Source organism: Streptococcus mitis, assembly GCF_965111735.1.
GTDB classification, from domain to species: Bacteria; Bacillota; Bacilli; order Lactobacillales; family Streptococcaceae; genus Streptococcus; species Streptococcus mitis_DR.
Genome location: NZ_OZ217346.1, coordinates 1,813,439 through 1,826,392, shown reverse-complemented (window position 1 = coordinate 1,826,392; position 12,954 = coordinate 1,813,439). Strand labels below are relative to the sequence as shown.

The following is a 12,954-nucleotide window of genomic DNA, read 5'->3' as shown; positions in this document are numbered from 1 at the left end:
TTTAAATGATACTGGAACGAATTAAAAAAACGTTTGAACTTCAAAGAAGGAGTGTCCACGGACCAGTTCCTCTGTGGGGGGTATTAAATGGGATTTTTATTATATATCCTATAGCATTTTTGGCGTTTTTTGCAGGAGGATTAGAGGTGCTCAACAATCCCTCTTTGTATCAAGGCTTGATTATTACAGGAATTATTGTTTGGGTATTAAATCTAGTTTTTCTTTTGGATCTTAAGCGAGGGATATTAACCAGTTTTGGAACCTATCTCATGTATCTAACTGGTCATTTTTATGCCATTATTGGCTTTAGCACTATGAGTGGCGACCATAGTTTTCTTGGTTTAAAAATTTTCCTTCCTCTAATCTTTTCCATTATTATGAATATTGTTATGAGTTTGATGGTTGACTTAGACTCTGAAGAAATTTTATCAGAAAAGGCCTCCAAAAATTTCTATAATCTTGTATTTGGTCCTCCTATGATTTTATCTTTTATTTGTGTTTTTTTAGCGATAATTGGATATGAATATTTTTGGGGATGGGGAATGTCTTTATTCTTCATGATTTTTGGGCCTTATTTGTACCGAACATGGTTTTATATTATCTATGCCTACCAACATCGTAATGATATTGAGGAAGAGACTTCAATCAAGCATATAAAAGTAAACCCAGATATGATTTCCAACAGAGAATTTGACAGAGATAGATTTAGTAGAAAGGTAACTAAAGATGATTAAAGAAATACAACTACATATGAGCCATTTGATGACAGACCAGGTCCAGATTCAAGCGGACGAACTATTGGAGTTATTTGTTCATACAGAACTCCTTCCCTATACTGATGGTATTTATAAAGATGGCCCTACCATTTTTGAGATGACTCCAACTCAATTTAACGAAGAAAAGCAAGATGTGGGAGTCTATATTCCAGTTATATCTGAAGCAGAGCCAACAAGTCAACTGGATTATCAGGCATCTCTAGATATAGAAGGAATTAGCAAGCGGGTTCTATTTGATGGTAGCTTGGATGAAACAATTGAGGAGATGAAAGCTTATATTCGTGATCATGGTTGGGAGTTGCAAGATAAGTTATACCTAGTCTTGATACCTGTTTATGATGATTTGTTTGTGGATTTGATTATCCCAGTGGAGAAGTAAAATGGCAGAAATTACATATGGTATGAATCAATCCTTAATGATGAGTAATGTCTTGAGTGTGAACTATAATATTGTCGGTGATGAGATTGCAGTAGCCTTTCAAGATATGATTCAAACAGCTGTAGCGGCAGGATATACACCTAAAAGCAATCCCTTTTACTCATGCCCCCATATCGGAGAATTGGAAGATGGAACATACAACATCACAGTCTATCTTCCCGTTCATGAGGCTTATCTAGGAAAAGAAGAGATAATGGAGGGGACAGCCTATAACAGTTATTTTTTGGTTCCTCGAATGGCAGGAGTAAGAGTTACTGGAGAGGAAGCTGTTGACTTTGATAAGGCTATATACTTGCTAACCAAATTATTGCTTGATAATGACTTAGAAGAATCTACACCCGTATTTTATATTTCAAGCAAGATAAATGATGTTTTATATACAGATATCATGGTAGGGATTCGAGAAAAAAGGGATCGAGGATAATATACGGAGAGCTAACGCATTCGGATAAGAATAGGCAGAATTTGACAGATGAATCCGATGTTCTGATGTTTCCTTTTTAGCATCTAAGATAAACATGTTTGATTTTAATCAAAAACCAGGATGAAGATAAGCTTCATCCTGGTTTTTGTGTGCTTAAAAGTTAGTTGGACTCATCCTTCTTACTCTTAAGTAGAAAAGTTGCTGTTAGTACTAGACTCAATCCTGATAAGAATAGTAGTGGATTGGATGTTTCACCAGTAGCTGGAAGTTGTTCTTTAGGAGAATGATTTGCCGATTGAACAAGGTCTGGACTAGATGAAACTTGCTTAGAGCTGTTGGTCGATCATAGTTTAGCTGATAGTTGCTTTGTTCTGTCACAGGTAGTTCTTGTTTTTCGGTTTCCTTATTTTCATTAGGTTTTACAATAGCTTCAGTACTGGCTTGATTAGTTGTAGCAGAAGTAACATCAGCATTAGCGGGTTTACTTTCAGAAGAACTATTATTAGCTAGAACTGGTTTTGTATGATCAATTGGCACGTTTGGCTGTGTATGCTCAGTTGATTCACTTGCTTTTGTTATAGTGTCTGTCTTAACTGTAGTTTTCTCTAATGCAGGCTCGTTTTGCTGTACTTCAATAGTATCAGCAGAGACGGTATGACTAGCTAGAAAAACCGCTCCAAGCAAAACAGAGGCTGTGCCGACTGTTAGCTTTCGAATACTGTAGCGACAGGATTTCTCCCTCCAAATTTTTTCCATAGAAACTTCCTTTATTAATTGAAAGCGATTTCATTTTTTTTTTTTTTTTTAAAGCGAACTTTCTTGTTTCTATATTGTGTTGTTACTCTAATTTTAAGAGCTAACGAGGTATTGTCAAGGGGATTTAAGGAGGATATATATTTGATATTGTTTTGTATTAAAAAAGTGGAGGAAACGAATGGTGAGAGAGTGTATTTTTTATATTCTTTCTAGTTTTGACTAGAACAATAAGCCAACTTTAATTACAGTCTCCCCATCCCTGAAAGCGTAAAACAAACTGGTCAGGGTGGCTAGTTTGTGGTATAATGAAAGAGACTCAAAAAGAAACAGGAGAAAAATGATGGATTTACTTTTAGCAATTGTATTGATTGTGCTAGCTTTTCTAGGAGGAGCTCTTGGAGGAATGTACTTGGTTCGTAAGCAAATTGAAAAAGAATTCGCTGACAACCCACGTTTGAATGCTGAAGCAGTTCGTACTCTTTTGAGTGCAAATGGTCAAAAACCAAGCGAAGCTAAGGTACAACAAGTTTACCACCAAATCATCCGCCAACAAAAGGCAGCCCTTGCTAACAATAAAAAGAAAAAATAAATAAGGAAAAGTCTGGGATGAAAGTTCCAGACTTCTCACTATGTTGGCTATGGTTTTAGGGATGAGACTTTTTCCTTGCATTCTATTGATATTTGATTATGATTAAGAGAGATAGTTGTTGATTAGGATGTCATTCAGTTCATAAGGATCAATAATCATAATGAACTATCAATCAGAAAAAAGACTAGAAAGAAGACTGTATGGATAATCGACCAATTGGTTTTTTGGATTCGGGTGTCGGGGGCTTGACCGTTGTGCGCGAGCTCATGCGCCAACTTCCCCATGAAGAAATCGTCTATATTGGAGATTCGGCACGCGCGCCTTACGGGCCCCGTCCTGCTGAGCAAATTCGTGAATATACTTGGCAGTTGGTCAACTTTCTTTTGACCAAGGATGTCAAAATGATTGTCATTGCTTGTAATACAGCGACTGCGGTCGTCTGGGAAGAAATCAAGGCTCAACTAGATATTCCTGTCCTAGGTGTAATTTTGCCAGGAGCTTCGGCAGCCATCAAGTCCAGCCAAGGTGGGAAAATCGGAGTCATTGGAACGCCTATGACGGTACAATCTGACATCTACCGACAGAAAATCAATGATCTGGATCCGGACTTACAGGTGGAGAGTTTGGCCTGTCCCAAGTTTGCTCCCTTGGTGGAGTCTGGGGCTCTGTCAACCAGTGTCACTAAGAAAGTAGTTTATGAAACCCTACGTCCCTTGGTTGGAAAGGTGGATAGCCTGATTTTGGGTTGTACCCATTATCCACTCCTCAGACCCATTATTCAAAATGTCATGGGACCCAAGGTTCAGCTCATCGATAGTGGGGCAGAGTGCGTACGGGATATCTCAGTCTTACTTAATTATTTTGAAATCAATCGTGGTCGCGATGCCGGACCACTCCATCACCGTTTTTACACAACAGCCAGCAGCCAAAGTTTTGCACAAATTGGTGAAGAATGGCTTGAAAAAGAGATTCATGTGGAGCATGTAGAATTATGACAAATAAAATTTATGAATACAAGGATGACCAGGACTGGTATGTCGGGTCCTATGCTATTTTTGGTGGCGTCCGGACGTTGACTGATGAAGACTTGGATTTCCCTCTGGTTGGATTGGCCAAAATCTTTCGAGACGAGGAACGAGGTTTCCCGATTTCAGTTGCTGTTTTACGCTATGGTTCTCGCTACCGTTTATTGTCTTTTGTGGTAGATATCCTCAACCAAGAAATGGGACGAAATCTGGAAGTCATCCAACGTCAGGGAGCTTTTCTCTTGATTGAAAATGGGCAACTCCTGCATGTAGCATTGCCTAAAGAAGGGGTCAATGTTCATGATTTCTTTGAGACAAGCAAGGTCAGAGAAACCTTATTGATTGCGACTCGTAACGAAGGCAAGACCAAAGAGTTCCGAGCTATCTTTGATAAGTTAGGCTACGATGTGGAAAATCTTAATGACTATCCTGACCTGCCTGAAGTAGCAGAAACAGGCATGACCTTTGAAGAAAATGCGCGCCTCAAGGCAGAAACCATTTCTCAATTAACGGGCAAGATGGTTTTGGCAGATGACTCTGGTCTCAAAGTCGATGTCCTTGGTGGCTTGCCAGGTGTCTGGTCAGCTCGTTTCGCAGGAGTGGGAGCTACTGACCGTGAAAACAATGCCAAACTCTTGCACGAATTGGCCATGGTCTTTGAACTCAAGGACCGCTCGGCTCAATTCCATACAACCCTAGTCGTAGCCAGCCCAAACAAGGAAAGCTTGGTTGTTGAAGCAGACTGGCCTGGCTACATTAACTTTGAACCTAAGGGTGAAAATGGCTTCGGCTATGACCCTCTCTTCCTTGTAGGAGAGACAGGCAAGTCCTCAGCTGAATTAACCCTTGAAGAAAAAAATAGTCAATCTCACCGTGCCTTAGCCGTTAAGAAACTTTTGGAGGTATTTCCATCATGGCAAAGCAAACTATCATTGTAATGAGCGATTCCCATGGCGATAGCTTGATTGTGGAAGAAATCCGTGATCGCTATGTGGGCAAAGTTGATGCCGTTTTTCATAATGGCGATTCTGAACTGCGTCCAGATTCTCCCCTTTGGGAGGGCATCCGCGTTGTTAAAGGGAACATGGACTTTTACGCCGGCTACCCAGAACGTTTGGTGACTGAGCTTGGTTCGACCAAGATTATCCAAACCCATGGTCACTTGTTTGACATCAATTTCAACTTTCAAAAGTTGGACTACTGGGCTCAGGAAGAAAATGCTGATATCTGCCTTTATGGTCACTTGCATGTGCCAAGCGCTTGGATGGAAGGCAAGACCCTCTTTCTAAATCCAGGTTCCATCAGTCAACCACGCGGGACCATAAGAGAATGTCTCTATGCTCGTGTGGAGATTGATGACAGTTATTTCAAAGTGGACTTTTTGACACGAGACCATGAGGTGTATCCGGGCTTGTCCAAGGAGTTTAGCCGATGATTGCCAAGGAGTTTGAGACTTTCTTGTTGGGGCAAGAAGAAACTTTTTTGACCCCTGCTGAAAATCTAGCTGTGTTGATTGATACCCACAATGCAGATCACGCGACCCTCTTGCTCAGTCAGATGACCTATACCCGTGTTCCTGTTGTGACAGATGAAAAACAGTTTGTTGGGACGATTGGGCTCAGAGATATTATGGCTTACCAGATGGAGCATGACTTGAGTCAAGAAATCATGGCAGATACGGATATTGTTCTTATGACGAGAACGGACGTAGCGGTCGTCTCGCCTGATTTTACTATTACGGAGGTCTTGCACAAGCTGGTAGATGAGTCCTTCTTGCCGGTTGTGGATGCGTCAGGGATTTTTCAAGGAATTATCACGCGTAAGTCTATCCTCAAGGCTGTCAATGCCCTCTTGCATGACTTTAGTAAGGAATATGAGATTCGATGCAAATGAGAGACAGGATTTCAGCCTTTTTAGAGGAAAAGCAGGGTCTGTCTGCCAATTCCAAGCAGTCCTATAAGTATGATTTAGAACAGTTTTTAGATTTGGTAGGCGAGCGGATTTCGGAGACCAGTCTCAAGATTTACCAAGCCCAGCTAGCCAATCTAAAAATCAGCGCCCAGAAGCGAAAGATTTCGGCCTGTAATCAATTTCTCTACTTTCTCTATCAAAAAGAAGAAGTGGATAGCTTTTATCGTTTGGAATTAGCCAAACAAGCTGAAAAGAAGACCGCAAAGCCAGAATTGTTAGACCTAGACTCTTTTTGGCAGGAAAGTAATTATCCAGAGGGGCGTTTACTGGCTCTACTTATCTTGGAAATGGGGCTCTTGCCGAGTGAGATTTTAGCCCTTAAGGTTGCAGATATCAATCTGGATTTTCAAGTGTTGAGAATTCAGAAGGCTTCCCAACAGAGGATTGTAACTATTCCCACGACCTTGCTTTTAGAATTGGAACCCTTGATGGGGCAGACCTATCTCTTTGAAAGGTCAGGGAAATCCTATTCTCGTCAATGGGCCTTTCGTCAGCTAGAGTCCTTTGTCAAGGAGAAAGGTTTCTCAACCTTATCCGCCCAAGCCTTGCGGGAACAGTTCATTCTAAGACAGATAGAAAAGAAGGTCGATTTGTACGAAATTGCAAAAAAATTAGGATTAAAAACAGTCCTGACCTTAGAAAAATATAGATAATGGATATTAAACTAAAAGATTTTGAAGGGCCCTTGGACTTGCTTTTGCACCTGGTTTCTAAGTATCAGATGGATATCTACGATGTGCCCATTACGGAGGTTATCGAACAGTATCTAGCTTATGTCTCAACGCTGCAGGCCATGCGTCTGGAAGTGACGGGCGAGTACATGGTTATGGCCAGTCAGCTCATGCTGATCAAGAGCCGCAAGCTTCTTCCAAAGGTGGCAGAAGTGACAGACTTGGAGGATGACCTAGAGCAGGATCTTCTCTCTCAAATCGAAGAATACCGCAAATTCAAGCTCTTGGGTGAGCACTTGGAAGCCAAGCACCAAGATCGGGCCCAGTATTATTCCAAAGCGCCGACAGAGTTGATTTACGAAGATGCGGAGCTCGTGCATGACAAGACGACCATTGACCTCTTCTTGGCTTTTTCAAATATCCTAGCCAAGAAAAAAGAGGAGTTTGAACAGAATCATACGACTATCCTGCGGGATGAGTATAAGATTGAGGACATGATGGTTATCGTGAAAGAGTCCTTGGCTGGACGAGACCAATTGTGCTTGCAGGATTTGTTCAAGGAAGCCCAGAATGTCCAAGAGGTCATCACCCTCTTTTTAGCAACCCTAGAGTTAATCAAAACCCAGGAACTAATCCTCGTGCAAGAGGAGAGTTTCGGAGATATCTATCTCATGGAAAAGAAGGAAGAAAGTCAAGTAGCCCAAAGCTAGACTTGATAGAGAGGAAAGATGAGTACTTTAGCAAAAATAGAAGCGCTCTTGTTTGTAGCGGGTGAAGATGGGATTCGGGTCCGCCAGTTAGCTGAACTCCTCTCTCTGCCACCGACAGGCATCCAACAGAGTTTAGAAAAATTATCCCAGAAGTATGAAAAGGCCCCAGATTCCAGTTTGGCTCTGATTGAGACAGGGGGTGCTTATAGATTGGTGACCAAGCCTCAGTTTTCAGAGATTTTGAAGGACTATTCTAAAGCGCCCATCAACCAGAGTTTATCTCGGGCTGCCCTTGAGACCTTGTCCATCATTGCTTACAAACAGCCCATCACACGGATAGAGATTGATGCCATCCGTGGGGTCAATTCGAGTGGGGCTTTGGCAAAGTTGCAGGCATTTGATTTGATACGAGAAGACGGGAAAAAAGAAGTGTTGGGTCGTCCCAACCTCTATGTGACTACAGATTATTTCCTAGATTACATGGGGATAAATCATTTGGAAGAATTACCAGTGATTGATGAGCTTGAGATTCAAGCCCAAGAAAGCCAATTATTTGGTGAAAGGATAGAAGAAGATGAGAATCAATAAGTATATTGCCCACGCAGGTGTGGCCAGTAGGAGAAAAGCAGAAGAGTTGATCAAGCAAGGATTGGTGACGGTTAACGGCCAAGTGGTGCGTGAACTCGCAACGACCATCAAGTCAGGCGACAAGGTCGAAGTTGAAGGTCAACCTATCTACAATGAAGAAAAGGTCTACTATCTGCTTAACAAACCACGCGGTGTCATTTCCAGTGTGACAGATGACAAGGGCCGCAAGACGGTTGTCGACCTCTTGCCCAATGTCAAAGAGCGCATCTACCCTGTAGGTCGTTTGGACTGGGATACATCAGGAGTTTTGATTTTGACCAATGATGGAGACTTTACGGATGAAATGATTCACCCCCGTAATGAAATTGATAAGGTCTATGTCGCGCGTGTTAAAGGTGTGGCCAATAAGGACAATCTCCGCCCCTTGACCCGTGGACTTGAGATTGATGGCAAGAAAACCAAGCCAGCTGTTTATGAAATTCTCAAAGTGGACCCAGTTAAAAATCGCTCTGTGGTGCAGTTGACTATCCATGAAGGGCGTAACCATCAGGTTAAAAAATGTTTGAAGCTGTTGGTCTTCAAGTGGACAAGTTGTCGCGTACACGTTTTGGGCACCTAGACTTGACAGGCCTTCGTCCAGGTGAATCCCGTCGTCTGAATAAAAAAGAAATCAGCCAACTACACACCATGGCTGTAACCAAGAAATAATGAAACGAATCTTAATAGCGCCAGTACGCTTTTACCAACGTTTTATCTCGCCAGCCTTTCCACCCTCTTGTCGCTTTGAGCCGACTTGTTCCAACTATATGATTCAGGCTATTGAAAAACATGGCTTTAAGGGTGTCTTGATGGGTTTGGCTCGGATTTTACGTTGTCATCCCTGGTCTAAAACAGGCAAGGACCCCGTCCCAGACCATTTTTCCCTCAAACGGAATCAAGAAGAAAAATGAGGCTAGGTAAAAATATTTTAGTGAAATGATAAAAACGCATCCTATCAGGTTTGAGTGAGCTTGATAGGATGCGTTTTAGAATGTCAAAATTTTATACTTTTCGAAAATCTCTTCAAACCGCGTCAACTTCCATCTGCAACCTCAAAACAGTGTTTTGAGATTGCAGTTAGTTTCCTAGTTTGCTCTTTGCTTTTCATTGAGTATTAAATTGAGTTTGAAGTAGCTTATTTCAAAGCTTTTTGTGCGTCTTCAATCATGAGTTTTGTTGATTCAAGACCGCCTCCACTTAGATACCAGAGGTCTGGTGTGAGTTGGATAATTTTACCATTTTTAGCGGCAGGAGTTTCAGCGATGAGGGCATTTTCTAGGACGCCGTCGTTGCTTGAGTTGTCCCCACCGATGGCAAGGGTACGGTTGATGACAAAAAGGATGTCAGGATTGATTTCTTTGACACTTTCAAAGCTGACTTCTTGTCCGTGGCGAGAGTCTTCAAATTGAGTATCTGTTGGCTTGAATTTCAAGGTTTGGTACAAGAAAGAGAAACGAGATTGGGCACCAAAGGCAGCCATTTTCCCTTCGTTGAGGAGGATAGCAAGGGCTTTTTTGTCAGAACTTTCATTTTTAGTAGCGACTTCTTGTATGCTCTTGTCTAGCTTGGCCAATTCTTCCTTGGCTTTCTGTGTACCAGTTTCACCAAAGGCGCTTGCTAGGGATTCGATATTAGCCTTGGTAGAAGTCCAGTAGTCATCTTTGCCTGCTTGGAAGAGAACAGTCGGAGCGATTTCGTTGAACTTATCTACGAATTTTTGGGTACGTGGTGAAGCGATAATTAGGTCTGGTTCAAGAGCAGCAAGGGCTTCTAGGTCTGGTTCAACCATAGAACCAACATTTTTAACTTTTCCAGCTAGGTCTTTAAGATAAGTCGGAACAGTTTTTATAGGCATTCCGACGATATTCTTTTCAAAACCTAAAGCGCGAATAGTATCCGCAGCACCGAGGTCAAAGGTCACAATCTTTTCAGGGATTTTTGAAAGTGTGACTACACCTAGTGAATTTTTAATGGTTACCTCTGTTGGAGCAGAGCTACTTGACTCCGTCTTACTAGTGCTTGAGTTTGTACTACATGCACCAAGTAGGAGCAAGAAGCTGGCTACTAGGGCAGTGAGGTAAAGTTTGAGGGATGTTTTCATGATTTCTCCTTTTTAAAATGTGATAACGATTTAGGGAGTCTCTAGGTTTTATTGACTAAGAGATTGAAGGTTCTCTAACTTGAACTTATATGTTATTAGCTATAGATACAGATCTTTTTGCCATTGATATCAGCCAGCGTGATGGGAATCTCATAAAGTTGACTGAGCAGGTCAGCCTGCATGATTTGATCTGTTCTTCCCTTGCTAAAGACTTGACCGTCCTTGAAGGCGACAATTTCATCTGCATACTGACTGGCCATGTTGATATCGTGGAGGACGATGATAATGGTCTTTCCTAGTTCCTCCACCAGTCGCTTGAGAATCTGCATCATGCTGACGCTTTGCTTGATATCGAGATTGTTGAGCGGTTCATCTAGCAAGATAAAGTCTGTATCCTGGGCCAGTACCATAGCGATAAAGACCCGCTGGAGCTGGCCTCCAGACAGGCTATCGATGTAGCGGTCTTTTAGGTTGGTCAGTTCCAGATAGTCCAGAGTTTCTCGGATTTTTTCCCAATCTTCTGGTCTCAGTCGACCTCGGCTGTAGGGAAAACGTCCAAAACTGACCAGTTCTTCAACCGTCAATTTGGCTTGGTAATTGATTTTCTGCTTTAGGATAGTCAGTTCTTGAGCCAGTTCTTGTGAATTCCAGCTTTCGATTTCACGGCCTTTGATACTGAGTATTCCCTGATCCTTCTTGGTCAGTCTGCTCATGATGGATAGGAGAGTCGATTTTCCAGCACCATTGGGACCAATAAAGGCTGTCAGTTTCTGAGGACTGACTTCAAGCGAAATGCCTTGCAAAATATCCTGTTTTTGAATGGATTTGTCAATGTTTTCCAGTTTCACTGACGCGCCCTCCTGTATAGTAAGATAAAGAATAGGAGACCTCCTACACTTTCGATGATCATGCTGATGCGAATTTCCAGCGCAAAGACTCGTTCAATCAAGGCTTGCCCCAAGGTTAAGCTAATAAATCCAACCAGAATGGCTACGATAAAGAGTAACTTGTGCCGATAGTCTTTGACAATCAGGTAGGTGAGGTTGGCTAGCATAAAGCCGAAGAAGGCCATAGGACCTACCAAGGCAGTAGCCGTTGAAGTCAAAAGCACGATACCCCAGAGGAGTTCTCTCTGTTCTTTTTCAACATCGAGCCCCAATATTTGAGCCGTTTCTCTTTGCAGGTGCAAGACATCCAGAATGACTGCTTTTCGAAAGAAAAAGATTGTCAAAGCAAGGATGATCAGAGAGCCGATGGCTAGGATGGAAGTGTTGAGATGTTGAAAGGAGGCAAAGAGACTGTTCTGCAGTTTATCGTATTCGTTTGGATCCATCAGGACCTGAAGGAAGGTACTGATATTTCGAAAGAGACTTCCGAGGGCTAGACAGATCAGCAGGATGAAGACCAGATCTTGCTTCATCAGTGTCTTCAAGTAGCCTTGTAAGGCAAGAAAGAAGAGGGATTGAAGCAGAAGCAAAACTAGGAATTCTAAGATAGGGGACTTGCCAAGTTGAAGAAACTTGCTTTCAAAAACCAGTAGTAGAGTTTGCAGTAGGACGTAGAAGGATTCGATTCCTAAAATACTTGGCGTCAGGAAACGATTTTCCGTCAGTGTTTGAAAACTAATGGTCGAAATCCCTGTCGCGATAGCTACCAAGAGATAAACGATGATCTTTTGGGAACGCAATTTCCAAGCAAAGGCTGACAAGTGAGTGATGGGCCAAAAGTAGAGGAGACAAGCTCCGATGGCCAGAATAATGAGAAGGCAGAAGAGCTTGGTATGTTTGCTTTTAAACTGCATCTTTTCGTCCCCCTCTCCATAGAAGTAGGATAAAGATGATGCTACCAATGATTCCTAGTAGAAGACTGACAGACAGTTCATAGGGCCGAATTAGAACTCGGGATAGGATATCGCAGGCTAGGACTAGATTGGCACCGACTAGTGCGACCATGAGTTTGGTCTGACTTAGATTATCTCCATAGTGCTTGCGAACAAGATTGGGAACGATGACCCCGAGAAATGGCAAGCCACCCACGGTAATCATGGTGACACTAGTCGTTAGCGCAACCAGAAAGAGGGCCAGTTTTTCAAGTAGGGAGTAAGAAATCCCCAAACTTTCGCTAGTTTCCTTGCCTAGATTCATGATGGTGAAGGTTTGGGACAATTTCCAAACGGCTATCAGGATAATGAGGCCTAAGAAGAGCCATTCATACTGATGAGTCTGAATCATGGAGAAGGAGCCTTGGGTCCAAGCTGTCATACTCTGAACCAGATTGAAACGATAGGCGATAACTTCTGTCACAGAACCGATAATTCCACTATAGATGATCCCAATCAGAGGCAACATCCACCTTTCCTTTACAGAGAAAATAGTCATAAAGGCTAGGAAGAAGAGAGTAAATATGATGGATGAAACAAAAGCGAAGAGCATCTTTTGTGTCAGACTAGCCGACGGAAAGACAAAGAGGCTCAATACCATTCCTAGTTTGGCAGCTTCAGTGGTTCCAACTGTACTCGGTGCAGCAAACTGATTTTGAGTTATGGTCTGCATGAGGAGTCCTGCCATGCTCATACTAGAGGCTGCCAGGAGAATACTGATGGTTCTAGGGAGACGTGACTCCTGAAATAGAAGCCAAGTTTCATGGTCCAGAGCAAAAAGTTTTCCCCATGAAAAATCACTGGTCCCAATGCTAATAGAGAGAAAGGCTAGGAGTAGAAGTAAGCCAATTAAATAATGAGAAAGTTTCATACCCCGTCCTTTCATGTAGATTTGATATCGAAAGATACCTGCGGATATTACTGTAACACGATTTCTTTAATCTGTCAATAAATTTTCTGACAATTTAATGAATAAAACAAGGAGA

16 protein-coding genes and 3 pseudogenes are annotated in these 12,954 nt (G+C 42.2%); 13 read left to right on the top strand and 6 right to left on the bottom strand.

Going from position 1 to position 12,954, the window contains the following annotated elements; translation table 11 throughout:
- The first annotated feature begins 5 nt into the window (after positions 1–5).
- From ACLV7W_RS08895 to ACLV7W_RS08885, 3 genes are read left to right on the top strand one after another with little or no spacing between them, the layout of a single operon-like run.
- Complete coding sequence (locus ACLV7W_RS08895) at positions 6–734, top strand: hypothetical protein (protein WP_084926396.1); 729 nt, start codon at positions 6–8, stop codon at positions 732–734.
- Positions 727–1,155, top strand: a complete 429-nt coding sequence (locus ACLV7W_RS08890; RefSeq protein ID WP_038804217.1) for a hypothetical protein — start codon at positions 727–729, stop codon at positions 1,153–1,155. The genes ACLV7W_RS08895 and ACLV7W_RS08890 overlap by 8 nt, the downstream gene beginning before the upstream one ends.
- Position 1,156: 1 nt before the next feature.
- Complete coding sequence (locus ACLV7W_RS08885; RefSeq protein ID WP_153210090.1) at positions 1,157–1,639, top strand: DUF5085 family protein; 483 nt, start codon at positions 1,157–1,159, stop codon at positions 1,637–1,639.
- A gap of 160 nt (positions 1,640–1,799) precedes the next feature.
- On the opposite strand, the pseudogene ACLV7W_RS08880 reads toward ACLV7W_RS08885, so the two are convergent.
- Positions 1,800–1,871: pseudogene (locus tag ACLV7W_RS08880) on the bottom strand (hypothetical protein); the annotation flags it as partial.
- A gap of 92 nt (positions 1,872–1,963) precedes the next feature.
- Positions 1,964–2,395: pseudogene (locus ACLV7W_RS08875) on the bottom strand (YSIRK-type signal peptide-containing protein); the annotation flags it as partial.
- Positions 2,396–2,735: 340 nt separating this feature from the next.
- Here ACLV7W_RS08875 and ACLV7W_RS08870 point away from each other — a divergent pair.
- The 10 genes and pseudogenes from ACLV7W_RS08870 to yidD all read left to right on the top strand — a co-directional run bounded on the left by ACLV7W_RS08870 (position 2,736) and on the right by yidD (position 8,899).
- The gene (locus ACLV7W_RS08870; RefSeq protein WP_000364990.1) at positions 2,736–2,984 is read left to right on the top strand and encodes a YneF family protein; all 249 of its coding nucleotides are present in this window, start codon (positions 2,736–2,738) and stop codon (positions 2,982–2,984) included.
- 200 nt (positions 2,985–3,184) lie between these two features.
- A complete protein-coding gene (racE, locus tag ACLV7W_RS08865; RefSeq protein ID WP_033684754.1) occupies positions 3,185–3,979 on the top strand; it encodes a glutamate racemase in 795 nt (264 codons plus the stop codon).
- Entirely contained in the window at positions 3,976–4,947 is a 972-nt protein-coding gene (locus ACLV7W_RS08860) for a nucleoside-triphosphate diphosphatase (protein WP_411865826.1), read from the top strand. The genes racE and ACLV7W_RS08860 overlap by 4 nt, the downstream gene beginning before the upstream one ends.
- The gene (locus ACLV7W_RS08855) at positions 4,923–5,444 is read left to right on the top strand and encodes a metallophosphoesterase (RefSeq protein ID WP_023947098.1); all 522 of its coding nucleotides are present in this window, start codon (positions 4,923–4,925) and stop codon (positions 5,442–5,444) included. The genes ACLV7W_RS08860 and ACLV7W_RS08855 overlap by 25 nt, the downstream gene beginning before the upstream one ends.
- Complete coding sequence (gene cbpB / locus ACLV7W_RS08850; RefSeq protein ID WP_023947100.1) at positions 5,441–5,902, top strand: cyclic-di-AMP-binding protein CbpB; 462 nt, start codon at positions 5,441–5,443, stop codon at positions 5,900–5,902. Before ACLV7W_RS08855 ends, cbpB begins: the two co-directional genes overlap by 4 nt.
- Positions 5,899–6,633 (top strand): site-specific tyrosine recombinase XerD, encoded by a 735-nt coding sequence (gene xerD, locus ACLV7W_RS08845; RefSeq protein WP_411865825.1) that lies wholly within the window; start codon positions 5,899–5,901, stop codon positions 6,631–6,633. The genes cbpB and xerD overlap by 4 nt, the downstream gene beginning before the upstream one ends.
- Entirely contained in the window at positions 6,633–7,361 is a 729-nt protein-coding gene (locus tag ACLV7W_RS08840) for a segregation/condensation protein A (protein WP_060627149.1), read from the top strand. Before xerD ends, ACLV7W_RS08840 begins: the two co-directional genes overlap by 1 nt.
- Positions 7,362–7,379: 18 nt before the next feature.
- Entirely contained in the window at positions 7,380–7,949 is a 570-nt protein-coding gene (gene scpB / locus ACLV7W_RS08835; RefSeq protein ID WP_060627148.1) for an SMC-Scp complex subunit ScpB, read from the top strand.
- Positions 7,936–8,657 (top strand): annotated as a pseudogene (locus tag ACLV7W_RS08830) (pseudouridine synthase). Before scpB ends, ACLV7W_RS08830 begins: the two are co-directional and overlap by 14 nt.
- The gene (gene yidD, locus ACLV7W_RS08825; RefSeq protein ID WP_000821624.1) at positions 8,657–8,899 is read left to right on the top strand and encodes a membrane protein insertion efficiency factor YidD; all 243 of its coding nucleotides are present in this window, start codon (positions 8,657–8,659) and stop codon (positions 8,897–8,899) included. The pseudogene ACLV7W_RS08830 and the gene yidD overlap by 1 nt, the downstream one beginning before the upstream one ends.
- A 224-nt stretch (positions 8,900–9,123) precedes the next feature.
- Here yidD and ACLV7W_RS08820 read toward each other — a convergent pair whose 3' ends face one another.
- From ACLV7W_RS08820 to ACLV7W_RS08805, 4 genes are all read right to left on the bottom strand, one after another.
- The gene (locus ACLV7W_RS08820) at positions 9,124–10,089 is read right to left on the bottom strand and encodes a siderophore ABC transporter substrate-binding protein (protein ID WP_203212984.1); all 966 of its coding nucleotides are present in this window, start codon (positions 10,087–10,089) and stop codon (positions 9,124–9,126) included.
- A 95-nt stretch (positions 10,090–10,184) separates the two neighbouring features.
- Positions 10,185–10,937 carry an ABC transporter ATP-binding protein gene (locus tag ACLV7W_RS08815; protein ID WP_024057386.1) on the bottom strand — a complete coding sequence of 251 codons (753 nt, stop codon included), beginning with the start codon at positions 10,935–10,937 and terminating at the stop codon, positions 10,185–10,187.
- Complete coding sequence (locus tag ACLV7W_RS08810) at positions 10,934–11,890, bottom strand: iron chelate uptake ABC transporter family permease subunit (protein WP_411865824.1); 957 nt, start codon at positions 11,888–11,890, stop codon at positions 10,934–10,936. Before ACLV7W_RS08810 ends, ACLV7W_RS08815 begins: the two co-directional genes overlap by 4 nt.
- The gene (locus ACLV7W_RS08805) at positions 11,880–12,839 is read right to left on the bottom strand and encodes an ABC transporter permease (protein ID WP_411865823.1); all 960 of its coding nucleotides are present in this window, start codon (positions 12,837–12,839) and stop codon (positions 11,880–11,882) included. The genes ACLV7W_RS08810 and ACLV7W_RS08805 overlap by 11 nt, the downstream gene beginning before the upstream one ends.
- Between the last annotated feature and the right edge of the window lie 115 nt (positions 12,840–12,954).